Origin of the sequence: Nitrospirillum goiasense (assembly GCF_034427435.1) — a bacterium.
GTDB lineage: Bacteria > Pseudomonadota > Alphaproteobacteria > Azospirillales > Azospirillaceae > Nitrospirillum.
In genome coordinates, this window is the sequence record NZ_JAXQNP010000004.1 from 16,031 (window position 1) to 38,359 (window position 22,329).

17 protein-coding genes are annotated in these 22,329 nt (G+C 67.8%); 4 read left to right on the forward strand and 13 right to left on the reverse strand.

Annotated elements, in window-relative coordinates; all coding sequences use genetic code 11:
* Positions 1 to 93 precede the first annotated feature (93 nt).
* Positions 94 to 2,871, reverse strand: a complete 2,778-nt coding sequence (locus tag ULB03_RS22075) for a TonB-dependent receptor (protein WP_322485261.1) — start codon at positions 2,869 to 2,871, stop codon at positions 94 to 96.
* A 260-nt stretch (positions 2,872 to 3,131) separates the two neighbouring features.
* Here ULB03_RS22075 and ULB03_RS22080 point away from each other — a divergent pair, with 260 nt between their 5' ends.
* A complete protein-coding gene (locus tag ULB03_RS22080; RefSeq protein WP_322485262.1) occupies positions 3,132 to 3,578 on the forward strand; it encodes a DUF29 domain-containing protein in 447 nt (148 codons plus the stop codon).
* Between the two features lie 23 nt (positions 3,579 to 3,601).
* Here the strand turns inward: ULB03_RS22080 and ULB03_RS22085 are convergent, their stop codons facing one another.
* The 6 genes from ULB03_RS22085 to ULB03_RS22110 form a co-directional block, all read right to left on the reverse strand.
* On the reverse strand, positions 3,602 to 5,641 hold the full coding sequence (locus ULB03_RS22085; RefSeq protein WP_322485263.1) for a hypothetical protein: 2,040 nt from the start codon (positions 5,639 to 5,641) through the stop codon (positions 3,602 to 3,604).
* A 58-nt stretch (positions 5,642 to 5,699) separates the two neighbouring features.
* Complete coding sequence (locus ULB03_RS22090; protein ID WP_322485264.1) at positions 5,700 to 7,217, reverse strand: tryptophan halogenase family protein; 1,518 nt, start codon at positions 7,215 to 7,217, stop codon at positions 5,700 to 5,702.
* A 109-nt stretch (positions 7,218 to 7,326) separates the two neighbouring features.
* The gene (locus ULB03_RS22095) at positions 7,327 to 10,158 is read right to left on the reverse strand and encodes a TonB-dependent receptor (protein WP_322485265.1); all 2,832 of its coding nucleotides are present in this window, start codon (positions 10,156 to 10,158) and stop codon (positions 7,327 to 7,329) included.
* 219 nt (positions 10,159 to 10,377) lie between these two features.
* Entirely contained in the window at positions 10,378 to 11,385 is a 1,008-nt protein-coding gene (locus tag ULB03_RS22100) for a FecR family protein (protein WP_322485266.1), read from the reverse strand.
* Entirely contained in the window at positions 11,382 to 11,948 is a 567-nt protein-coding gene (locus ULB03_RS22105; RefSeq protein ID WP_322485267.1) for an RNA polymerase sigma factor, read from the reverse strand. Before ULB03_RS22105 ends, ULB03_RS22100 begins: the two co-directional genes overlap by 4 nt.
* Positions 11,949 to 12,082: 134 nt before the next feature.
* Positions 12,083 to 12,577, reverse strand: coding sequence for a DUF3299 domain-containing protein (locus ULB03_RS22110; protein ID WP_322485268.1), 495 nt, complete (start codon positions 12,575 to 12,577; stop codon positions 12,083 to 12,085).
* 92 nt (positions 12,578 to 12,669) lie between these two features.
* On the opposite strand from ULB03_RS22110, the gene ULB03_RS22115 reads away from it, so the two are divergent.
* Positions 12,670 to 12,999 carry a hypothetical protein gene (locus tag ULB03_RS22115; protein ID WP_322485269.1) on the forward strand — a complete coding sequence of 110 codons (330 nt, stop codon included), beginning with the start codon at positions 12,670 to 12,672 and terminating at the stop codon, positions 12,997 to 12,999.
* Positions 13,000 to 13,012: 13 nt separating this feature from the next.
* On the opposite strand, the gene ULB03_RS22120 is transcribed toward ULB03_RS22115, so the two are convergent.
* The 6 genes from ULB03_RS22120 to arsH form a co-directional block, all read right to left on the reverse strand.
* A complete protein-coding gene (locus tag ULB03_RS22120) occupies positions 13,013 to 14,302 on the reverse strand; it encodes an ABC transporter permease (RefSeq protein ID WP_322485270.1) in 1,290 nt (429 codons plus the stop codon).
* On the reverse strand, positions 14,299 to 14,970 hold the full coding sequence (locus ULB03_RS22125; protein WP_322485271.1) for an ABC transporter ATP-binding protein: 672 nt from the start codon (positions 14,968 to 14,970) through the stop codon (positions 14,299 to 14,301). The genes ULB03_RS22120 and ULB03_RS22125 overlap by 4 nt, the downstream gene beginning before the upstream one ends.
* 103 nt (positions 14,971 to 15,073) lie before the next feature.
* The gene (gene arsB / locus ULB03_RS22130; RefSeq protein WP_322485272.1) at positions 15,074 to 16,099 is read right to left on the reverse strand and encodes an ACR3 family arsenite efflux transporter; all 1,026 of its coding nucleotides are present in this window, start codon (positions 16,097 to 16,099) and stop codon (positions 15,074 to 15,076) included.
* 20 nt (positions 16,100 to 16,119) lie between these two features.
* A complete protein-coding gene (arsC, locus tag ULB03_RS27595) occupies positions 16,120 to 16,950 on the reverse strand; it encodes an arsenate reductase (glutaredoxin) (RefSeq protein ID WP_463605637.1) in 831 nt (276 codons plus the stop codon).
* A 24-nt stretch (positions 16,951 to 16,974) separates the two neighbouring features.
* Positions 16,975 to 17,328, reverse strand: coding sequence for an ArsR/SmtB family transcription factor (locus ULB03_RS22145; RefSeq protein ID WP_322485273.1), 354 nt, complete (start codon positions 17,326 to 17,328; stop codon positions 16,975 to 16,977).
* A 5-nt stretch (positions 17,329 to 17,333) separates the two neighbouring features.
* Positions 17,334 to 18,077, reverse strand: a complete 744-nt coding sequence (arsH, locus tag ULB03_RS22150; RefSeq protein ID WP_322485274.1) for an arsenical resistance protein ArsH — start codon at positions 18,075 to 18,077, stop codon at positions 17,334 to 17,336.
* 319 nt (positions 18,078 to 18,396) lie between these two features.
* On the opposite strand from arsH, the gene ULB03_RS22155 reads away from it, so the two are divergent.
* Positions 18,397 to 21,888, forward strand: a complete 3,492-nt coding sequence (locus ULB03_RS22155; protein WP_322485275.1) for a chemotaxis protein CheB — start codon at positions 18,397 to 18,399, stop codon at positions 21,886 to 21,888.
* Complete coding sequence (locus tag ULB03_RS22160) at positions 21,872 to 22,270, forward strand: response regulator (protein WP_322485276.1); 399 nt, start codon at positions 21,872 to 21,874, stop codon at positions 22,268 to 22,270. Before ULB03_RS22155 ends, ULB03_RS22160 begins: the two co-directional genes overlap by 17 nt.
* Positions 22,271 to 22,329: the final 59 nt, after the last annotated feature.

Here is a 22,329-nt window from a genome sequence, read left to right on the forward strand (position 1 = left end):
GGAGGGCTGCGCCATATGCAGGCTCCCGATGACGGGGACGCGGGGGTTAAAAAGGGGTGGGGCCTTGGGCCCCACCCCCGGTGGCAGACTATATCAGTAGGTATACTTCACGGTCATCAGCGCGGTGGTGCCGCTGTCGACGATGTTCGACAGCGTCAGGCTGTTGTGCCCGATGTGGGACCAGTAGGTGTAGTCGCCGGTCAGGTTGGAAACGGAGCCGTCGACGGCGACGCCGTTGTCGAACTTGTAGCCGACGTGCAGGTCCAGGCGGTTGGTCGGCCGGACCCACAGGTTATCCCAGCTGCCGCCCTGGCCCAGGTAGTCGTAATAGGCCAGGTAGGAACCGGTGTGGTTGTAGGTGATGTCGGCGGAGAAGCCGCCCACGGCGTAGGACAGGGTGGCGTTGGCCAGCCAGCCCGGGGCGTTCTGGATGGGTTGTTCGTCCAGACCCTTGATGCCCGTGTCGACCATCGACCATTGGCGGGTCAGGTTGCCGCCGATGCTGAAGTCGGACAGCCAGCCGGTCAGGATGGTGTCGAACTTCTGCCGGAAGGCCAGCTCGATGCCGTAGACGTCGCCGTTGCCGCCGTTCTTGGGCTGGCTGATGCTGACCAGGTTGCTGGTGGTGCTGAACGGGTTGACCAGGGTCGAGCCATTGTCGAACAGGTAGTTCGACAGGCGCTTGTAATAGACGGCGGTGGAGGCCATGCCGCCCTGGCTGTTGTGCCATTCACCCGACATGTCCAGGTTGGTGGACTCGATGGGCTTCAGGTTGGGGTTGCCCTGGGTGATGGTCTTGACGCCCGTGTCGGCGCTGATGGACACGGAGGACGAGGCGCCGAGCTGCACCAGGGCCGGCCGGGTGTAGGACTGGCTGACCGACGCGCGGTAGACGGTGTCGTTGTCCGGGCGCCAGTTCACCAGCACGCTGGGCAGCGGCTCGTTGTAGGTGGTGCTGCTGTTTTCCCAGTGGCCGACGGTCTTGCCGCTGTTGTCCAGCTGCCAGAAGGTGTTGTGGATGTCCGTGTGTTCGAACCGGATGCCGGGCATGACCTCCACCTGGCCGAACTGCAGGTCGGCCATGACATAGGCCGACGTCACCTGCTCACGCCCCTTCAGGGTGTTGCAGTTCATATTGTCGACGTAGTTGCCGTTGCAGGTGTCGAAGCTGCTGGCCGATTGCAGCTTGTAGAAATAGTCCAGCAGGGTCTGCTGGTTCACCTTGGGCACCGACCAGCTGTAGCGGCCGGGGTAGACCGAGGAATAATAGCCGTTGGCGATGCCCAGGCTGGACCAGGTGCTGTTGGGGTAGCCCAAGGCCGAGAAATAGGGGTTGGTCCAGTCGCGGTTGGTGACCGCGCGGTCGCTTTCCACGAACTTCACGCCCGCCTTGATGAAGGACAGCGGGCCGTTGTCCGCCATGTCGTACTGGCCGTCCACCTTGGCGCCGTACTTGTCCTGGTGGCTGCCCTGCTGCGTCAGCTGGCCGGCGCGGCGGGCCCACAGGGCGGTGGCCGAGTTGTTCAGGGCGTCATACATGCCGGGGCTGAACACCGGCACCGGATAGCCGTCGTTGCTGCCCATGCCGGCGATGCCGCTGGGGAAGCGGGCGCTGCTGCTGTACTGGTCGTTGCGGGCCGACGCCTCGATGTGGTTGGGGCGGTCGTTGTTGGCGGCGCTGAAGAACACGGTGGGCGTCAGCGTCAGGTTGCCCAGCTTCTTCTCACCACCCAGCTGGATGGTGGACAGGTCGGCGCGTTCCGGATTGGTCTCATACCAGACGGAGGTGCGGTACTTGTCCACGCTCAGGCCGTACAGGCCGCTGGCGAGCTGGTTCCAGCTCTTGTTGGTGCTGATGATCTGGCTCAGCGTGCTGTTCTGCACCGCGTTCTCGCGGGCGAAGGAGCCGCGCAGGAAGATGGCGGTGGTGTCATCCGGATGCCAATCCAGCGACAGGTTGCCGCCGTAACGTTCCGTGCTGCCGTCCGACACGCCGACGCTGATGCCGGTCTGGCGCAGGTTGGACGTCGGGTCGGTGCCGGCCGGGTTGGTCGCGCCGTTGCTGGTGCTGCTGACGGCGAAGCCCCAGCCGCCGTCGTTATGGGCGGCGTCCACGCCGGCCATCTCGCTGTTGGTGAAGTGGCGCTTGTCGTAATAGCCGCTGACATAGACGCCGAACTGGCGGTCGCGGCCGAACTGGCTGGCGATCTCGGCGGCGGTGTTGCCGCCCAGGCCGGTCTCGCCATAGTCGCGGGCGCGGCTTTCCAGGCGGGCGCCGCCCTGCACGCTGATGTGCAGCGGGTTGGTGAAGTCGAAGGCCGTGGGGGTGCGGAAGTCGACGGTGCCGGAGATGGCGTCGCCGCTCATCGACGCGTCCAGCGTCTTGTTCACGACGATGGTCTGCAGGCCGGACGGCGGCAGCAGGTCCAACTGGACGCTGCGGCTGTAGGGCAGGCCCTGGGCCACTTCCACGCCGTTCATCAGGTCGACGGCGAATTCGGAGTTCATGCCGCGGATGGCCACCAGCATGCCTTCGCCGCGCGAGGCGCCGTCGATGCCGCCGGCCACCGACTGCCCGGTGTTGCTGACGGTCACGCCGGGCAGCAGGCCCAGGGCCTCGGCCACGTTATGGACGGCGGTGTGTTCCAGTTCGGTCGCCGACATGATGTCGACGGTGTTGGACGCCCGCAGCTTGCCGCTGTCGGCCTGCTCGCGGTTGGCGAACACCAGGATTTCCTCCAGCGCCCCGTCCGTGCTGGCTGTGGTCGCGCTGGCGGCGCTGGCTTCGGCGGCATGGATGGTCGGTGCGGCCAGCAGCGCGCCGGCCATGGCGCCGCAGAGCAGGACGTCCTTGAGCATCGTGTGTCGCATAGTCTTCTTTCGGCTCCCTTTTGGACGCCCCCGGCGGGCGCCCTTAAAAGCCAAGACGCGGCAGACAGCAAGATTCCGGCCTGTCATGGAACTTTAGCAATTTTGGTTTCATTATTTCGGCCTTCTCCCAACCCTGCACGAAGCGCGAGGTGCGTCGAGAGCTTTGCCTTTGCTTATCAAATGCCATGTAGAACCCCGATGCATCCCGGGACATGGAGTGTGCTACCCTAAGGTCCAGTCATTCAAAGGAGGAAGACCTGATGCCTAAGTCCGGCCTTTATGAGCAGGACTTCTACGCTTGGGCCAATGAACAGGCGGCCCTGCTGCGCTCTGGCCAGGTGTCGGCTGCGGACATTGAGCACATCGCCGAGGAAATCGAGAGCATGGGCAAAGCCGAGAAGCGTGAACTGGCAAACCGCCTTGTCGTCCTGCTCCTGCATCTCCTGAAATGGCAATATCAACCGGTGCGGCGCGGCTCCTCCTGGGAAGCGACCATCCGGGTGCAACGACGTGACTTGGCCGTTCATCTCCAGGACAACCCAAGCCTGAAGGCGAAATTGCCGGAAGCCATTCAGCAGGCTTACGGCAACGCCTTGATCATGGCCGCCGATGAAACCGGCCTACCGGAAGCGACCTTTCCGGCGGAATGCCCCTGGCCGTTTGAGCAAATTATGGATGCCGGGTTCTGGCCGGAAACCTCGCCCTAACGTCCACTTTGTTCATGGACGGCTCAACGCTCACCCTTAGGCGGCCGCACGGCCAGAAAGACGGTGCTCCACAATTGGGCGGCGTTGGACTCGTCGGCGTCGCCGCCGGCGGCGCCATAGGGGGCGACGACGTAGTGGCCGTCGCGGAAGTCCCAGGACCACAGTTCCGAACTCTGCACGCCGCGGGTCGCGGCGATGGCCTGCCATAGCGCGGCTTGCAGGCGGGTCAGCTTGGCCCGCGTGGTGGCCGGAAGGTCGGTGCGGGACAGTTGGCGGGCCAGTCCGGCGGCGGTCAGCGCCTGCTGCCAGGACCACACCACCGTGCCGTGATAGGCGGTGCGCGGGAACAGGTCCTGCACCGCCGCCGGGGCATAGGCGGGATTGGCCACCAGCATGCCGACGCCGGTCATCAGGCCGGCGGGGAAGGGGCGGGCGGCGGCGTCCATGGCGGCGTCCAGCGCCTGGGGCGTCGGATGGCCGAACAGCAGCTCGAACCCCTCGTCGGAATTCAGCACGGGCACCGGCCGGCCCGTCGCGTCCAGCGACAGGGCGTGGAAGCGCACCGGGCCGTCCGGCAGGGCGGCCAGGGCATCGGCATCAGGCACGCCCGCTTTGGCGGCATAGGCGGCCACGGCCCCCCGCGCCTCGGCCGATGGCACGGTCACGTCGAACAGGGTGGGCGCCTTGGCCCGCCACACCTTGGCCAAGTCCGCTGCCTTCGCCAGATCCGCGCGGGCGGCAGCATCCAGCCAGGGGTCCAGCAGCTTGGCCTTCAGCAGGGCGTCGGCCGCCTCCAGCGCCGCCGGAACCAGGATGGCGTTGACGTCATAGGGATAGACGCCGCCGCCCAAGCCGGTGTTGCTGTCCCGCCATTCGCCCACCGGCACGCCGGGTTTCAGCCGCACCAGGGTGCCGACGCCGGGCGCCGCGGCGAAGGGCGCCGCCTGGGCGACCACGCGGCGCAGGTTGCGCACCAGGGCGGCGCCGGCTGCTTCCCCCTGGCCGGGGCTCGCCAGGAAGTCCCGGGCGGTGGCGCGGCCACGGGCATCGTCCACCAGCCAGGCGCTGGCCACGGGCGCCAGCAGGAAATCGCTGTCCACCATCTTGTAGTCGTAGACCGGCGCGTCCGACAGGGTGCCGTCCGCCTTCAGATGGTCCAGGATGGCGAATTCGCCGATGTCCTCCTCATGCGCCACCTCGCCACCGGGTGACAGCCGGGCCAGAACGGAACGCAGGCCGGCCGCCACCGCGTCCGGCTGCAAGGCTGGCATCAGCAGCATGACGGACATCAGCGTGTCGCGGCCGAAATAGGTGTCGAATTGCCAGGACCCGGCCAGCAGCTTTTCCTGATAGCTGAGGAAGGTCAGGGCGTCGCGGGCGCCCGGCTGGTCCGCCGCGCGGGTGTTGAGGAGCTGGTCGCCCGCCAGTGGGGTCAGCGGCGTTTCGCCCGTCAGCGCCGTGACCCGCAGGCCGATGACGCCGTCGGCGCCGGCCGTCAGCACGCCGTCCGCCAACCGGCCGTGCGTGACGGTGACCGTCAGGCGATAACCGGGCTTGCCATCCAGCCGGTCGCGCGACCAGTCCAGCGTGTCCTGGGTGCGGGTGGGCGATACCTCGACCTGCGCCGGCAGGGTGTGCAGCGCCTCATAGTCGCGCAGCACCCGGATGCTGGACAGCACGCCCTGGCGGGGCACGGCGCTGTCGGCCTTCAGCGTGGCGTCGAACACGATGCCGCGCAGGGGGCGGCCCCGGCTGTCGGTCGTGGTGAGGGGGCGGGGCGCCCCGCCCAGGGTCCACTGCGCGCCGTCCTGGGTGTCCAGCCACAGGCCCACGCCGCTGTTGCCGGCGGGGAAGGCCACCAGGAGGCGCGCATCCTTGCCCGACCGCAGCAGCAGGTGGGCCGCCACCGCGCCGTCCCGCACGAAGGCGTTGAGGTTGCGCCCTTCCGTCAGGCTGTAGGACAGCGCCGCTTGGGCGCCCGCATCCGCGATGGCGGCCATCGGGGCGCACGCCAGGGTCAGGGCCAGGGCGGAACGGAGGACAAGGCGGGGGAGGCGCGGCATGGGCAGGGGGTCCTGGCGCGAGGGCGGTGGAGGCGGGGGGGTAAGCGCGGCGATGCGGCTAGGCCGGTGCCATGACGCGGCGGAGGTAGGCGTCGTGGCTGGGCAGGGTGGCCACGGCCTTGGCCATCTGCTCCCGCAGGCGCTGCAGATAGGCGATGTTGTCGGCCGCCGGCAGGGTGTCCAGCAGCGGGTTGTAGTCGCTGGCCCGCAGGCCCTGGCCCATCATCACGGCGAACCAACTGGCCTCGCGGAACAGCTCATCGGTCGACAGCACGATGCGGCCGGTGCGGGTGAAATGGCGTTCCTTCCAGGTCAGGCCCTCCGGCACGGCCATGGCCTGGCAGTGGCGCCACAGCGGCTCGTCCCGGCCTTGGGTGCGGCTGTAGTGCAGTACCAGGAAATCGCGCACGGATTCCATGTCGGCGGCGAAGACCCGGTTGAACTGGCCGGCCGTCTCCTCCGGGCACTCCCGGCTGGGGAACAGGGACAGCAGCTTGGCGATGCCGCTCTGGATCAGGTGGATGGACGTGGACTCCAAGGGCTCCAGGAAGCCGCTGGACAGGCCGATGGCCACCACGTTCTTGATCCAGGCTTGCCGCCGGCGGCCCGTCTGGAACCGGATCAGGCGCGGTTCCGCCAGGGCCTGGCCGTCCAGGTTGGCCATCAGCGCGCCGGCCGCCGCGTCGTCGCTGGCGAACTGGCTGCTGTAGACCATGCCGTTGCCGGTGCGGTGTTGCAGCGGGATGCGCCATTGCCAGCCGAAGGCATGGGCGGTGGCGCGGGTGTAGGGGATCGGGTCGGCCACCCGCGCGCACGGCACGGCCAGGGCGCGGTCACAGGGCAGCCAATGCGACCAGTCCTCGAACCCGCTTTCCATGACGCCGCCGATCAGCAGGGCGCGCAGGCCGGAGCAATCGACGAACAGGTCACCGTCGATGGCGTCGCCCCGGTGGGTGGTCAGGCGGGTGACGAAGCCGGTTTCCGGATGCCGCTCGATCCGCTCCACCTTGCCCTCAACGCGCTTCACCCCCCGCGCCTCCGCCAACTGGCGCAGGTGGGCGGCATAGAGGCCGGCGTCGAAGTGATAGGCATGGCCCAGCGTGGAGAACAGGGAATTGGGGTCGGGGGCGGGTGGGCCGAACTTCCCCATCCTAGCCGCCAGCGTCGCCAGGGAATAATCCTGGTGGCTGTGGGGCAGGCCGTCCTGGCGGGCCCGGACCCAGCGGTGGACGAACATCTGGGCGTCGGCCGGGCCGCCATAGCGGCCGAAGGGATGGAAATAACGGCTGGGCTTGCCATCCGGGGCCCCGTTCCAGCCGACGAATTCGATGCCCAGCTTGAAGGTGGCCTTGGTTTCGCGCAGGAACCGCGCCTCATCCAGGCCGACCAGGGCGTTGAACCAGTGGATGGTGGGGATGGTGGCCTCCCCCACGCCGATGATGCCGATCTCATCGGACTCGATCAGCGTCACCTCGAACTGCGGCGGCGTGTTCACCTTGGCCAAGGCCGCCGCCGTCATCCACCCGGCGGTGCCCCCGCCCAGGATGACGACCTTCCGGATCCGTCGGTCTGACACGGCTTTCGCACTCCCACGGCAAGGCATCGATAAAGATCAAAAAGAAAGGCGGGCGGCGGGCCCCGAGCTGATCCGCCGCCCGCCCAGGGAGGAAGGGAGGGAAGCGGGATCAGAACTTCGCGGTCAGGGACACCATGGCGTTGGGGCCGACGATGCCGCGACCATAGAAATAGCCGTTCACGATCTGCTGGGTGAAGCCCTGGCGGGGGTTACCCTCCGTCAGGCCCAACTCATCCGTCACGTTGTCGACGCTGACGTTCAGCGTCATGGCGGGCGTCAGGTTGTAAATGGCGCCGATGCTCACGACGCCATAGCCGGGCAGTTCCACCTGGTTGCCGTTGTCGGCGAAGATGCGGCCGACATACTTGTAGCGCAGGTAAATCTGGCCCTTGTTGTTCGGCAGGTCGTATTCCGGCGTGATGGCGTACAGGATCTTGGGCGTGCGGCCCGGAACCTTGCCATTGTAGAAGGCGGCCACCTGCGGCGCGATGTTGGTGCCGTTGACGTCGGTGAAACCCACCTTGACGTTGCTGAACGTCGGGTCCTGATAGGTCGCCTGCGCGTGGATGGCGAAGGCGCTCAGGGGCTCATACTGCGGGCGGTAGAACAGGTCGACGTCGACGCCATTGGTCTGGGAGTCGGCGAAGAAGGCCTGGTTCAGGTTGGGATTGTCGGGATTGACGCCGCCGCCCCAGGTCTGGTTGTTGAACTCCGTCCGGAAGCCGCGGATGGTGCCCGTCAGCCCGTAATCGGAATAGGTGACGCCGCCTTCATACAGGGTCAGTGCCGTTGCCTCTGGGTTGGTGCCCTGGGTCTGGTAGGCGTGGGCGTAGCGGGCATAAACCGACAGGTTCTGGGCAATGGTGTAGTTGACACCGGCGGTGACATGCACCGGCGATTCATGCCCCGAATTATAGCTGTAGGTGCCGTTGAAGGCGCTGGGGCTCACCTGCACCAGGCCGCCCACGCCGGCCGGGATGGGCAGGGCGGAACTGTTGCCCGCGACCGCGTCGGTGTCCTCGCGCTCATACCGCACGCCGAAGTCGACGTGCAGGTCCTGGTTCCAGGTGAACTCGTTGTTCACATAGACCGACTTGGACGTCTGGTGGGTGGCGCTGATGCCCTGGCCCCAGTTGCCGTAGGAGATCAGGCCGTTGTTGCCCAGCGTCCCCAGCACGGCGCCGGCATTGTTCATGGCCACGACGTCGTAGATGTTGGACTGGTTCGTCACGTCGTTGATGACGGTGGAGACACCGGACTGGTCGGTGTTGATGTCGGTGGCGTAGATCATGCCACCCACCGTCAGGCTGTTAGCCCAGCCGTCGCCCGAGGTTTCCCATTTGGCGCCAAAGTCGCTGCCCCAATCGCGCAGCTTCACCAACTGCCGGTTCAGCACGGTCTGCTGCAGCAGACCGTTGCCATTCAGGCCGTTCAGCGCGGCGGCGTTGGACGCTGGGGTGACCTGGCCGGTGGTCAGGTTGCGGATGCCGAACTGCGTCGTGCCGGGGAAGGCCGCCAGGCCCTGCTGCAACAGGCTGTAGATGGGGGAGGCGCTGGTGGGCGTCAGATAGGTGAGGGCCGAGGCCAGTCCGCCGTTGCCTGTGCCGCTGCCGGAGAACACGCCGTTGAAGTCCCAGTCGGTCTCGGTATAGCGCCCCCGGGCGAAGAGGGAGATGCCGTGGTCGAACTCACGTTCGCCATCCACGCGGAACTGGTGGCCGGTGGCGTGGATGCCGTCCTGCATGCTGAAGGTGCGGAAGCACTGGCCATGGGCGTAGCAGGAATCCGGCACGCTGATGTTGGCGAAACCCTTGCCGATGATGTTGCCGAACTGGCTGTCCAGGCCGGGCACGCTGGAAATGGTGCCGTTGTTGTAGGCGTAGGGCTGGTCGGCGTAGTAGGGGTCGTGCTCGTCCCAGTCCTTGACGGTGAAGCGGATCCAGCCGTCCTCGAACTTGTGCTCCAGCTGGCCCTTGATGTGATACGTCTCATACCGGAAGGGCGAGCTGCGCACACCCGGCGTGCTGTCGTAATAGCCGGAGATGGCGAAGGCCGTGTCCTTCAGATCCGGGATGGGGGACGAGAACCACAGGTCGCCGCGCCGGTCGCCATAGGTGGTGCCGGTGATGCGGGCGATGCCGCCGGCCTCGTCGAAGTTCAGCTTGCGCGAGATGAAGTTGATGGAGGCGCCGGCGGCGTTGGGCGTCAGGATGCCGGAGCTGCCGCCCTGCAACGCCTCGACCCGGTCGATCGAGATGTCGTTCTGGAACACTTCGTCATCGTTCAGGCCGCCATAGATGGCGGGCATGCCATCCTCGATCAGGCGCACGAACTGCTGGCTGCCGCCCGGCAGGCCGCGCACCGAGTAGTTGTTGGACACCGGGCCGGCGGTCCCCTCGACGAAGATGCCGGGGATCATTTCCAGCACGTCGACGGTGCTGCGCGGCGCCTTCTGGGCCAGGTCGGCCTCATTCACCGTGGTGATGGCGACCGAGGCGTTCAGCAGGTTGCGCTTGGACCGCGTGCCCGTGACGATGATTTCCTGCAGGTCGGGCGCGCCGCCCAGGGCGGTGGCGTCATCGGTGCCGGTGGTGGCCGGGGTGGCTTGGGATTGGGCGACTTGGGTCTGTGCGACTGGGGCCTGTCCGACTGGGGTCTGTGCGGCACCGCCCTCCGCGGCCGTGTGGCGCAGGGCGGGAGTCGTGGTGGCGGCACGGTCGGTCTTGCGGCTGACGACCACGGCGCCCGACGGGTCCCGGTGCACCGTCAGGCCGGTATTGGCCAGGATGCTGTCCAGCGCCTGCTCGGCCGACAGACGGCCCTGTACCCCCTTGGTGTTGATGCCGGCCACGTCGTCGGCCCTGTAGATCAGTTGCGATCCGGTTTGGCGGATATAGCTCTCCAACGCCGAGCGCAGGTCGCCGGCGGGAATGTCGATCACGGTCTGGGTCGCACCTTCGGCAGCGGCTGCCAAAGTGATCGCGGGGGTTGCATTAGTCTTCGCGGCGATCTCGGCGGCGTGAGTCAACGCCGGCCAACAAACCGTCGACATGAGGGCGGCGGAAATGGCGCGACAGATGGTCGGATTTGGCACGATTCTCCCCTATTTCTCAGTTGTTGTATTGAGCTTTGACGAAGGGCCGTGCCAAATCCCCTATGCTCAATTTGAAATTCTTATTTCCCGACCGTCATCAACGACCTTGAGGCCGAATCCGCTGTGCAGCAGGCGGGCGAAGGCGTCGACATTGGTGGCCTCGAAGCTGCCGCCGATGCGGATGTCGCCCATAGGGCCCTCCGCCGGCACCACCAGTTGCTTGCGGTTATACCGGTTGAATTCCGCCGCCACCTCGCGCAGGGGGCGGTCGGTGAACATCAGCGTCCCGTGCCGCCAACCCAGCGCCTCCCGGATTTGTTCCTCGCTGCGGCTGGACTTGCGGATGGCCTTGGGCTGGGCCACCGCCGCCATCGATTGCGTCACCAGCGTCGGGGGCACGTCGTTGGGGTGCGCCAGGTCCTCCACTAGCACCGCGCCCTCGGCCACCACCACCTCCAGCTTATCGCCGTCGCGGCGGACGGAGAATTTGGTGCCGACATCGACGATGCGCAGGTCCCCGCTGATGACGACGAAGGGGTGCTTGTCGTCGTGCACCACCTCGAAGAAGGCTTCACCCTTGTCCAGCCGGACCTCACGGGCCGTCTGGTCGACCGAGGCGCGCAGCCGGGTGTTGGTGTTCAGCTCGATCTGCGTGCCGTCCTGCAGATGGGCGGTGTAGCGGTCGCCCACGCCCGTGCTGAATTTCTGACCGGCGGCGAAGGGCCAGTCCCACTCCTCCACCAGCGGCAGCATGAACAGCAGCACCGCCGCCGCCGCTGCCGTCATGGCGGCCCACCGTGCGGCCCAACGTGCGGCCCGCTGAGGGGCGCGGCGGCGCCACGGCCCCTGTGACGCGTCGGTACGCGGCAGCGGCAGGGTGGGGGCCTGCCCGGGCGACCGCAGATGGTCCGCCCGCCTCCAGGCGGCCTCCAGCCTCAGATAGGTCACGCGATGGCGGGTGGAGGTGGCGAGCCAGGCGTCGAACCCGGCCTTGGCCGCCGCGTCCAGCGGCCCGGCGTCCTGACGGGCCAGCCAGCGCGCCGCCTGTTCCTCGATGGGGTCGTGCTCGATCATGACCGCCCCGCTTTCCGGGGCCGGCCAAGGCGGCGGGCGATGGGTTCGGGGGCGATGTCCGCCATGGCGTCGGCGATCAGGCGCACACCCTTGGCCACCTGCTGTTCCACCGTGCTTTCGCTGATGCCCATGCGCCGGGCGACGTCGCGTTGCGGCAGGCCGTGCACCTTGCGCAGCAGCGTCACCTCGCGACAGCGCGGCGGCAGGCGGTTGATGGCCGCCTGCAACAGCCGCACGGCCTCCCGCCCCACGGCGTTGCGCTCCGGATCGGGCACGGTGTCGGCCACGTCCAGATCCTCAAGGTCGATCACCGTTTCGATCGACACCACCTGGGCGCGGCGGGCGCGGTCGATCAGCAGGTTGCGGGCGGTCATGAACAGGAAGGGCTTGGTCAGCTCAGGGATCGCCACGGTCGCCGCCTCGTAGACACGGGTGTAGATCTCCTGCCGCAGGTCGGGGATCTCGTTGGCCTCCCGCCACTTGCGGCGCAAATAGCCGGTCAGCGCCGCCTCCAGGGGCAGGACTTCCTCCACGAACCATAGATCCACCGCGCTCCTGTTCACCGACCCTCGTTCCTCCCTTGGCTCTCACGCCTGAGCGGCGCCTTATCCCAGGGCGCCTTATCCAGGTATGACGAACGGGCCCGAAAAATCCAGGATGGGCAAACGCAAAAAAGTGGCGGGTGGTGGCGGGGCGATCAGCCGCTGGGCTGCTGGCGGGCCCCATCCAGATGATAATACAGGCAATTCTCATCGTCCGGCGTCAGCCGCACGGTGCCGGTCAGGACCACCAGGTCATAGGTGAAGGTGACAGGCTCGGTCGTCCGCACCTCCACCACGTCGGCCGCGCCCGGCGGTGGGCAGAAGGGGCAACTGGGGGCCAGGGCGCTCAGCAGGAAGTGGGTCGAGTGCTCCGTCTGGTCCAGCGGGATGATGTACCCGCCCAGGGTCAGGCTCTGCCCCGCCATGTGCTGGACCGAAGGGCCGAAGACGGCGCGCAGACGCGTGCCGTTCTTCACCTTCACCTCGATCTCCTTCACGTCGGCGATCTTGTCCCAGCCCAGGGTGGCGCGCGGAATGTCCTGGACCTTGGGCGCGGTCCCCTTTTCCAGGCGCAGGGCCAGCGCGGGGGCTGGGGTCAGGGCGGGCAGGGCGAGGGCCAGCAGCAGGGCCGGCAAGCGGGGCAGCGGCATGGGACTTTCCAAGGATGGTCGTCAAGAAGACGTTATGATATAACGTATCACACTCTAGCATCTGCGACGGGCGACGGAAAGGTGGGGGCGATATGACGGGCAAAGGGCTGCTGTGGGCGACGCTGATCGGCGCCTGTCTGGCCAGCGGGGCGGCAGCGGCCGGCGATGCCGTTCCCACGCCATCGCCGTCACCTCCCATCGCATCCGCTTCAGCCGGCGCATCGCCAGGGGGTGCACCGCAAGCGATCCCCCCGTCGGCGGAGGATGCGGAGATGGCGGCCGCCGCCGTCCGCAACATGCGGGAGGAAAAATGGCGGGAAGCCGCGCGCGCCTATCAGGACAGCCTGGGCCCCGACGCCCCGCGCGGTTCCGCCGGCCTGTGCTGCCACCCGACGCCTTACGGCACGCAGTGGTGTCACTAGCTGCGGTCAACCGCTAACCCCGCGCCAGCGTCCGGGCCACGTCGGTGCGGTAGGCTTGGACGGCCGGCAGGGCTGCGGCCACCGCCGCGACGGCGATGCCCAGGCCCAGCAGGCCCAGGTCCGCCGGCACCAGGGTGAAGGGGCTAAGGCCGAAGTCGCGCGCCTTGGGGGACAGCAGCGCGAACAGGGCGATACCGCCATGGGCCAGGGCCAGGCCGGCCACGGTTCCGGCGCCGCTGACCAGCAACGCCTCCACCCCGATCTGGATGACGATGCGGGCCCGGCTGGCACCCAGGCTGCGCATGACCGCCAGATCATAGCGCCGCTGCTGCAGGGCGTTGGTCAGTGCGACGAAGGTGCCCAGCGCCGATGTCACCACCAACAGCACGCCCACGGCGCGGAAGGCGTCCAGCCCGGCGCCCAGCAACGACATCAGGCGCACCAGTTCCACGGCGGGGCTGGCCGCCTGGGCCCCGGTTTCGCTGTTGATCGCGCGGGGCAGCCGGGCGGCGGCGAGGGGCGAGGCATAGCGCACCAGGATGGCCGTTACCTCGCGCGGGGGCTGCGCGCCGGCCTCGGCGGCGTGGTCGCCAGCATGGTCCGCATCGTGATCACCGTCATGATCGTCGTCGTCCCCATCATCGTGATGATGGTGGTGATGGTCATGCACCGCCCAGACGCTTTCCACCGGCGTCAGCACTAGGCGGTCCACCACCGTGCCGGTGGGGGCCAGGATGCCGACCACGGTGTAGGGGCTATGGGCGTGCACTTCCCCGCCGGGGGTCAGGCCGTGGCTGCCGGCGAAGCTGTCGCCCACATGAAGGTTGGCGGTGCGCGCCACGCTGGCGCCCACGGTCGCCTCCATGGCGGTGGCGAACATCCGCCCTTGCGCCAGGGCCGCCTGGTAATGGGCCGGATAGTCCGCCGTGGTCCCGACGATGCGGAAGCCATGATAGCTGTCGCCCATGGCCACCGGGATGGCTTGCTTGACCAGCGGATTGCGGCGCAGGTCGTCCAGCGTGGACAAGGGGACGTTCCCCGTGGGCACGTCCGCCTGATAGACGCTGGACAGGATCAACTGCAACGGGCTGCCCTTGGCGCCCACCACCAGGTCGATGCCGGCGACGTCGCGGGTCAGCCGCCCCTGCATCTGGTGGTCGATCAACGCCAGCCCGGCGATGGCGGCCACGCCCAGGGCCAGCAGCAACAGGTTCAGGCTTGTGGCCAGGCGGTTCTGGCGCAGGTAGGCCAGGCTGAGCCCGAACGGGCCCAAGCCGCCGCCGCTGAAGGCACGGATACTCATGCCACCACCTCCAGGACGGATGCCGCCAGGGTCAGGCGCGCCGGCAGGCGGGCCTTCAGCCGGGCATCGTGGGTGGCGATCAGCAGGGTGGCCCCGTTCTCCGCCGCCTGTTCCAGCATCAGGTCCAGCAGGCGCTGGCAATTGGCGTCGTCCAGCGCGCTGGTCGGCTCATCCGCCAGAACCAGGGCCGGGCGGTTGACAACGGCGCGGGCGATGGCCAGCCGCTGGCGTTCCCCCTGGGAAAGCTGCTGGGGACGGGCCTCGGCCCGGCCGTCCAGGCCGATGCGCGCCAGCAGGTGGGCGACCCGGTCGTCATCCAGTGGATAACCCGCCAGCCGTTGCGCCAGGCGCAGATTGTCGGCCAGGGTCAAGGCGTTCACCAGGTGCAACTGCTGGAACACCAGGCCGACGCAGGCGCCGCGCACCGTGTCCCGCACGCCTTCGCTCAGGCTGGTCATGTCCTGGCCGGCCACCATCACCTGGCCGGTGGTGGGGGACAGCAGCCCCGCGATGATCTGCAGCAACGTGGTCTTGCCGCTGCCGCTGGGGCCCAGCAGCAGGCCGTGCTCGCCCTCCTCAACCCGCCAGTCCGGCAGGTCCAGCACGAGACGGCCGGCCACCCGGTGACGCAGGGCGCGCAGATGAATCAAGGGGGAGGGCGGGGACATGGGGCACCGATACGTTATGTTATAACATAACTAGATACCCATGCCGTTTTCCCCCGTCCATGCCTTTTTCGCCGCAGGCCCGTCTGGCACACCGAGCGCTATTTTAATGGGAATGCCGCTCGTACCAGGGCCGGCTGGCCTTCACCAGGCGCACCACCGACAGCATCACCGGCACCTCCACCAGCACGCCCACCACGGTGGCGAGCGCCGCCCCGGAATTGAGGCCGAACAGGCTGATGGCGGCGGCTACGGCCAGCTCGAAGAAGTTGCTGGCGCCGATCAGGGCGGCGGGGGCCGCGACGCACCAGGCGACGCCGAACCGGCGGCTCAACAGATAGGCCAGGCCGGCGTTCAGATAGACCTGGATGAGGATGGGCACAGCCAGCAGGGCGATGACCAGGGGCTGGGCCAGGATCTGCTCCCCCTGGAAGCCGAACAGCAGGACCAGCGTGGTCAGCAGCGCCACCAGCGACAGCGGCTGAAGGACCGACAGGGTGCGCTTCAGCCGGGCCTCGCCACCCGCCAGCAGGGCGCGGCGCCAAGCCTGCGCCACCACCACCGGCACGACGATGTAGAGGGCGACGGACAGCGCCAGGGTGGCCCAGGGCACGGTGATGGAGGCCACGCCCAGCAGCAGCCCCACCAGGGGCGCGAAGGCGAACACCATGATCACGTCGTTCAGGGCCACCTGGCTCAGGGTGTAATGCGGCTCGCCCTCGCACAGGTTGGACCAGACGAATACCATGGCCGTGCACGGCGCCGCCGCCAGCAGGATCAGGCCGGCAATGTAGGACGGGCCCTGGCCGGCCGGCAGCAGGCCGGCGAACAGGGTGCCGATGAACAGCGTGCCCAGCAGCGCCATGGAGAAGGGCTTGACCGCCCAGTTGATGAACAGGGTGACGGCCACGCCCCGCCAATGCTCCTTCACCTGGGCCAGGGCGCCGAAGTCGATCTTCAGCAGCATGGGGATGATCATCAGCCAGATCAGCACGGCCACCGGCAGGTTGACCTTCGCCACCTCGGCGGCCGCCACGGCGCTGAACACGCCCGGCAGCAGGTGCCCCAAGGCGATGCCGGCGACGATGCACAGCGCCACCCAGACACTGAGATAGCGCTCGAAACGGGACATGGGGCCGGACATGCGGGGCCTCAGACGGTGATGGTCCGCGACAACAGCGTCGCGGTGGAGGGACACAGGCCCTGGGCCTGCGGTGTGGCCAGGATGGATGCCGGGGCCTGGTCGCGGGCGATGGGCTTGAACCCGGCCTTCTCGAAGAAGCCGCCGGCCGACGTGGTCAGCAGCCAGGCCCGCTGGTGGCCTTCCTCCCAGGCGCGGCGCAGCAGCAGGGCCAGCAGGTTGCGGCCGATGCCCTTGCCCCGCGCCGTCTCCGGCACCACCACGGAGCGGACCAGGATGTCGGCGCCCAGCGGCACGTAGCCGCCATAACCCGCGAGCGTGCCGCCCAAGGTCCGGTAGGCGAAGAAGCGACCGTCGCCTTCCTCCAGGTCCGCCACCGGCAGGCCACCGGCCGTCAGCGCCGCCACCAAGCCGGGGTCGGCGGCCGCGACGGGCGTGTCCCGGAGGAACGGCGCCCCTTCCTCCTTGTCGAAGTCCGGCTGCGGCAGGTCGGGCAGCAGGTCCAGGACGACGTCCGATGGCCGGCACAGGGCCACCCCGTCGGGCGTCACCACGATGGGCCGGTTGATCAGGATGGGATGGGCCATCATGAAATCCAGCAACTGATCGTCGGTCCAGTGCGGTTCCCCCAGGCCCAGTTCCGCATAGGGCGTGCCCTTGCGGCGCAGCACCTGGCGGACGGGCACGCCCATGCGCCGGATCAGCTCCGCCAGGACATCGCGGCTGGGCGGCGCCTTCAGATACTCGATCACTTCAGGTTCAACACCGGCCTGGCGGATCATGGCCAGGACATTGCGCGACGTGCCGCAGGCGGGGTTGTGATAGATCGTGACGCGGCTCATGGGGCCCCCTGAGGATGGTGGCCGTCAGGCGTCGACGGCTGGTTTGGGACAGCAGGCGATCGCCGCGGCAGGATTATCGCCGCACAGCTCCGGCACGCCGCCGCAGCAATCCTGCATCAGGAAGTCCAGCAGGCGGCGGGTGCCCTCATAATCGGTGGCGTAGAAAATCTGCCGCTGCACCCGCCAGGCGCGCAGCAGGCCCGCCCGCTCCAGAATGCCCAGATGATGCGACAGGGTGGACGCCGGCACGCCGACGCGGCCGGCGATATCCCCGGCGCTCAGCCCATCCGGCCCGGCCTGCACCAGCAGGCGGAACACCCCGAGGCGGGTTTCCTGCGCCAGGGCGGCGAAGGCCCCGATGGCGGCGGTCGTTTCCATGGCGGTCAGGCCTTGCCCGCCGCCGGCTTCTCATGGCTCATGGCGACGGCGCCCAAGTCAGGCTTCGCCTCCTTGGCCGCGGCCTCCTTGCGCTCGCTGTAGCGGTCGACCATGTAGTCGGCGCGGTCACGCACCAGCAGGGTGAACTTCACCAGCTCCTCCATCACGTCCACCACACGGTCGTAGTAGGCGGACGGCTTCATGCGGCCGTCGTCGTCGAACTCCTGATAGGCCTTGGCCACCGACGACTGGTTGGGGATGGTCACCATGCGCATCCACCGGCCCAATACCCGCATGGCGTTGACCGCGTTGAAGGATTGGCTGCCGCCACAGACCTGCATGACCGCCAGGGTGCGGCCCTGGGTGGGGCGGACGCTGCCCGTTTCCAGGGGCAGCCAATCGATCTGGCTCTTGAACACGCCGGTCAGGGTTCCGTGCCGCTCGGGGGAACACCAGACCTGCCCCTCGGACCAGATCGACAGGTCGCGCAACTCCGCCACCTTGGGGTGGGTGGGGGGCACGCTGTCCGGCAGGGGTAGGCCGGCGGGATCGAAAATGCGGGTCTCGCAGCCGAACCGTTGCAGTAGGCGCGCGGCCTCCTGCGTCAGGAAGCGGCTGTAGGACCGTTCCCGCAGCGAGCCATAGAGCAGCAGGATGCGGGGCGGATGGCTGGAGATCCGCTTGGGCGTCAGCTTGTTCAGGTCCGGAAGGTCGAACCGGTCGGCGTCGATGTTGGGCAGGTCGTTCATGACGCCACTATAATTCGATATCTCTGGAAATGTCAAACGGAGCGGCCCGGAACCTTCCCTTTGTCTAAGCCTTTGAACACGCGTTGATACGGCTCCTTCGGCACCAAGATTGGCGACTACGTCCGGGCTTACACATTGGCTGATTGAGCGCCAGCGATGGGCATAGGCCCTTTTTCGCCCTTGCGGGGCGCGTCGCGGACTGCGCTTTTCAAGGGGGAAAGCGGGGCTGCGGGATCGCGGGCGGCACCCTTGGTTTCAATGGCTTACGCCGAACCGCCCCGCCCCGAGCGGGGTGGAGGACGGGCGTGTGGAGGGGCATGTGGAGTTGGAAACCGATCCGCCCATCGTCGGTATCGGCGCGTCGGCGGGTGGGGTGAAGGCGCTGCAGGCCTTTTTCGAGGCGCTGCCCGATGAACCCAACGCCGCCTTCGTCGTGGTCATCCACCTGAACCCCGAACGGCGCAGCGAACTGGCCAACATCCTGGCCACCCGCACCCGGATGCCGGTGTCGCAGGTGTCGGACCGGGTCCACCTGCGCAACAACCATGTCTATGTCATCGCCCCTGACAGCGCGCTGAACATCGCCGACCACATGATCTCGGCCCTGCCGTTCGATGAGCCGCGGGCCAAGCGCGCGCCCATCGACCTGTTCTTCCGTTCCCTGGCGGCGCAGCACAGCGACGGCTTCGCCCTTATCCTCACCGGGGCGGGCGCGGACGGCGCCGCCGGCGTGCGGGCCATCAAGGAGGTGGGCGGCATCGTCTTGGTGCAGGACCCGGACGAGGCGGAGTTCGCGTCCATGCCGCGCAACGCCATCGCCACCGATGCCGCCGACTTCGTCCTGCCGGTGCGCGACCTGGCCCGCCAACTGGCTGACCTGCTGCGCAAGCGGCGGGATGGCATCCCGCTGTCGACACCCGAGGACGATGACGACGTCATGCGTCGCATCCTGGCCCATGTCCGCGTGCGCCTGGGGCATGATTTCAGCCAGTATAAGCGCGCCACCATCGCCCGGCGGGTGGCGCGGCGCATGCAGGTGACCCAGCGCGACACGCTGGCCGATTACTACGCCCACCTCAGGGACCATGCGAACGAGGTGCACGCCCTGTTCGCCGACTTCCTGATCTCCGTCACCACCTTCTTCCGCGACAAGCGGGCCTTCGAACAATTGGAGACCCTGGTCATCCCCCAGTTGTTCGAGGGGAAGGAGGCGGCCCACAGCATCCGCATCTGGGTGCCGGCCTGCGCCACCGGCGAAGAGGCCTATTCCATCGCCATGCTGTTGTTGGAGGAAGCGGCGCGGCGCGAGGTCCGGCCCGAAATCCAGGTGTTCGGATCGGACCTGGATGCCGACGCGCTGGCCGTTGCCCGCGAAGGCTGCTTCCCCGTGGCCATCGAGCAGGACATCGCGGAGGAGCGCCTGCGCCGGTTCTTCCAGCGGGAGGGCGAGCATTACCGCGTCCGCCGGGAATTGCGCGACGTCGTCATGTTCGCCAGCCACAGCATCCTGCGCGACCCGCCCTTCGCCCGCGTCGACCTGGTGTCCTGCCGCAACCTGATGATCTACCTGGACCGGGAACTGCAGCACCAGGTTTGCACCACCTTCCACTACGCGCTGAACCCTGGCGGCTTCCTGTTCCTGGGGGCGTCGGAAAGCGCGGACAACCCGCCCGGCCTGTTTCGTGCCGTTGACCGCGACGCGCGCATCTACCGCATGATGCCCAACACGGGGGAAAGACGGACAGCCTTGCCCATCATGCCCAGCACCCACCAGGCCGCCCCCAGCCGCGGCGCCCCGGCCCACCGTTCCGCCGGTGTCGGTGGGGCGGTGGCCCTGCACCGGCAAATGCTGGAACGCGTGGCACCGCCCAGCATGCTGGTGGATGAAACGCACCGGGCCATCCATCTGTCCGAAACAGCCGGCCGCTTCCTTCAGCCGTCCGGTGGTCCGGTCACCACGGTGGCCACGGACATGGTGCGGCCCGAATTGCGTTTCGATCTGGAGGCGGCGCTGCATCGCGCCTTCGATCGCGGGGAAACCACGCTGAGCCGCCCCCTGGCGGTGCGCTTCGACAGCCAGCCCCAGCGCGTCTATGTGCAGGTGAAACCGGTGCTGGAGGAGGGCGATCCCGGCCGCTACGCCCTGGTGCTGTTCATCGAGGGCGAGGCGGTGCGCGCCAACGGCGACGACGGGATGGAGGGCGACCTGGCCCGGGAGCCCAACGACGAGACCGTCCGCCGTCTGCAGGAAGAATTGCAGATGGCCCAGAACCGCCTGCGGGCGACGCGGGAGGAGGCGGAGGCCACCAATGAGGAGCTGCGCGCCGCCAACGAGGAACTGCAATCCATCAACGAGGAATACCGCTCCACCTCCGAGGAGCTGGAAACCAGCAAGGAGGAACTGCAGTCCACCAATGAGGAACTGCAGACCGTCAACAATGAGCTGAAGCAGAAGCTGGCCAGCGTGTCCCGGGCGCACAGCGACCTGCAGAACCTGATGGCGGCGGCGGATTTCGGCACCCTGTTCCTGGACCCGGCGCTGCGCATCAAGCGGTTCACCCCGCGCGTGACCGAGCTGTTCAACATCACCGCCACCGATGCCGGCCGCCCCATCACCGATTTCACCCACCAGTTGGACTATGACCGGTTGGCCGATCACGCCCATGCCGTCCTGCGTGAGCTGACCTTGCTGGAGCATGAGGTGAAGAGCCGGGGGGGCGATTGGTACCTTGTCCGCATCCGCCCCTACCGCACGGTGGATGACAGGATCGACGGCGTGGTGGTCACCTTCGTCGACATTTCGGAGCGGCGGCGGGTGGAGGGCGCGCTGCGGGACAGCGAGGCGCGCTTGCAGCAGGAAATGCGCCTGGTGGAATTCTCCCGCGCGCCCATCTTCGTCTGGGAATATGACAACGGCATCGTCCAGTGGAACCGGGGTAGCGAGGAGCTCTACGGCTATTCCCGGGAAGAGGCGAAGGGGCGGGATGTGGCCGATTTGCTGCGGTCCACTCCGGTTGAGGGCGGCTTCGACATCGTGCGCCGCGCGTTGTCGGAAAAGGGCGCCTGGAACGGGGAACTGCGGCATACGACCAAGGATGGCCGGGTGCTGAGCGTGGAAAGCCAGATCGAGATGATCGAGGTTGGCGGCCGGCGCCTGGTGCTAGAAAGCACCCGCGACGTCACGGATCAGAAAAAGTGGGAACAGCGTCGCCAACTTCTGCTGGGTGAACTGCGCCATCGCGTGGGCAACACGCTGGCGGTCGTGCAATCCCTGGCCCGCCAGACCTTGCGCACCGCCGGGTCGAATGAGCGCTTCGTCGACCTGTTCGAGGGGCGCCTGACCGCGCTGGCCCGTGCGCACGCCCTGCTGGTGGACTGCCAGTGGGAGGGGGCTGAACTCATGGCCCTGGCCCGCATCCAGCTTGCCGCCTACATCAGCGCCGACCCGCAGCGCCTGCGCCTGGAGGGGGGTAACGTCCTGCTGCCGCCCCATCTGGCGACCCCTTTCGGCCTGGTGCTGCACGAACTGGCGACCAACGCCGCCAAGTACGGCGCGTTCTCGGTGGCCGGCGGGCGGGTGGTGTTGAGTTGGGCCCGCGAAGACCGGGGGAGCGCGCCGCTGCTGAAGGTGACGTGGCAGGAGTTCGATGGTCCGCCCGTGGTCCCGCCGGAACATCATGGCTTTGGCGGTGTTCTTATCGAGCGGGGTCTGCCGGGTGCGGCGGTGTCACGGCGTTTCGAGCCCGGTGGCCTCATTTGCGCCATGGACATCGACTTGGAGGAGGAGGAGCGGGATGGCGACGACGATTGATCCGCACCTGCCGCTGGCCGGCACGCGCATCCTGGTCGCGGACGACGAGGTGATGATCGCCCTCAACCTGGAAGAGACGTTCCGTGAGGCCGGGGCCGAGATCCTCAGCGCCGCCACGGTTCCGCAGGCGCTGGTCGCTGCCCAGGATCCCGGGCTGACGGCCGCCATCCTGGATGTCCGGCTGGGGCGGGACACCTCGGAACCCGTGGCCGATGTCCTGTCCCAACGCGGGATTCCCTTCTTTTTTTACAGTGGGCAGATGTTGTCACCGGGGATGCAGGCCAAATACCCCCACGTTCCGGTCTTGACCAAGCCGGTGCGGCAGGACGCGTTCATGTCGTGCATGCTGACGCTGGTCGGCCGGGAACGGGCGCTGGTCTGAATGGGCGCTGGCCTGAGCGTGCCACCCGCGCCCATGGCGCGCCGCCGGTAAATTTCAAT

Excerpts from the sequence above, each read along its gene's own strand:
- ULB03_RS22075 (WP_322485261.1), bottom strand. The coding sequence starts at position 2,871 with ATGCGACACACGATGCTCAAGGACGTCCTGCTCTGCGGCGCCATGGCC.
- ULB03_RS22080 (WP_322485262.1), top strand. The coding sequence starts at position 3,132 with ATGCCTAAGTCCGGCCTTTATGAGCAGGACTTCTACGCTTGGGCCAAT.
- ULB03_RS22085 (WP_322485263.1), bottom strand. The coding sequence starts at position 5,641 with ATGCCGCGCCTCCCCCGCCTTGTCCTCCGTTCCGCCCTGGCCCTGACC.
- ULB03_RS22100 (WP_322485266.1), bottom strand. The coding sequence starts at position 11,385 with ATGATCGAGCACGACCCCATCGAGGAACAGGCGGCGCGCTGGCTGGCC.
- ULB03_RS22110 (WP_322485268.1), bottom strand. The coding sequence starts at position 12,577 with ATGCCGCTGCCCCGCTTGCCGGCCCTGCTGCTGGCCCTCGCCCTGCCC.
- ULB03_RS22115 (WP_322485269.1), top strand. The coding sequence starts at position 12,670 with ATGACGGGCAAAGGGCTGCTGTGGGCGACGCTGATCGGCGCCTGTCTG.
- ULB03_RS22120 (WP_322485270.1), bottom strand. The coding sequence starts at position 14,302 with ATGAGTATCCGTGCCTTCAGCGGCGGCGGCTTGGGCCCGTTCGGGCTC.
- ULB03_RS22125 (WP_322485271.1), bottom strand. The coding sequence starts at position 14,970 with ATGTCCCCGCCCTCCCCCTTGATTCATCTGCGCGCCCTGCGTCACCGG.
- arsB (WP_322485272.1), bottom strand. The coding sequence starts at position 16,099 with ATGTCCCGTTTCGAGCGCTATCTCAGTGTCTGGGTGGCGCTGTGCATC.
- arsC (WP_463605637.1), bottom strand. The coding sequence starts at position 16,950 with ATGAGCCGCGTCACGATCTATCACAACCCCGCCTGCGGCACGTCGCGC.
- ULB03_RS22145 (WP_322485273.1), bottom strand. The coding sequence starts at position 17,328 with ATGGAAACGACCGCCGCCATCGGGGCCTTCGCCGCCCTGGCGCAGGAA.
- arsH (WP_322485274.1), bottom strand. The coding sequence starts at position 18,077 with ATGAACGACCTGCCCAACATCGACGCCGACCGGTTCGACCTTCCGGAC.
- ULB03_RS22160 (WP_322485276.1), top strand. The coding sequence starts at position 21,872 with ATGGCGACGACGATTGATCCGCACCTGCCGCTGGCCGGCACGCGCATC.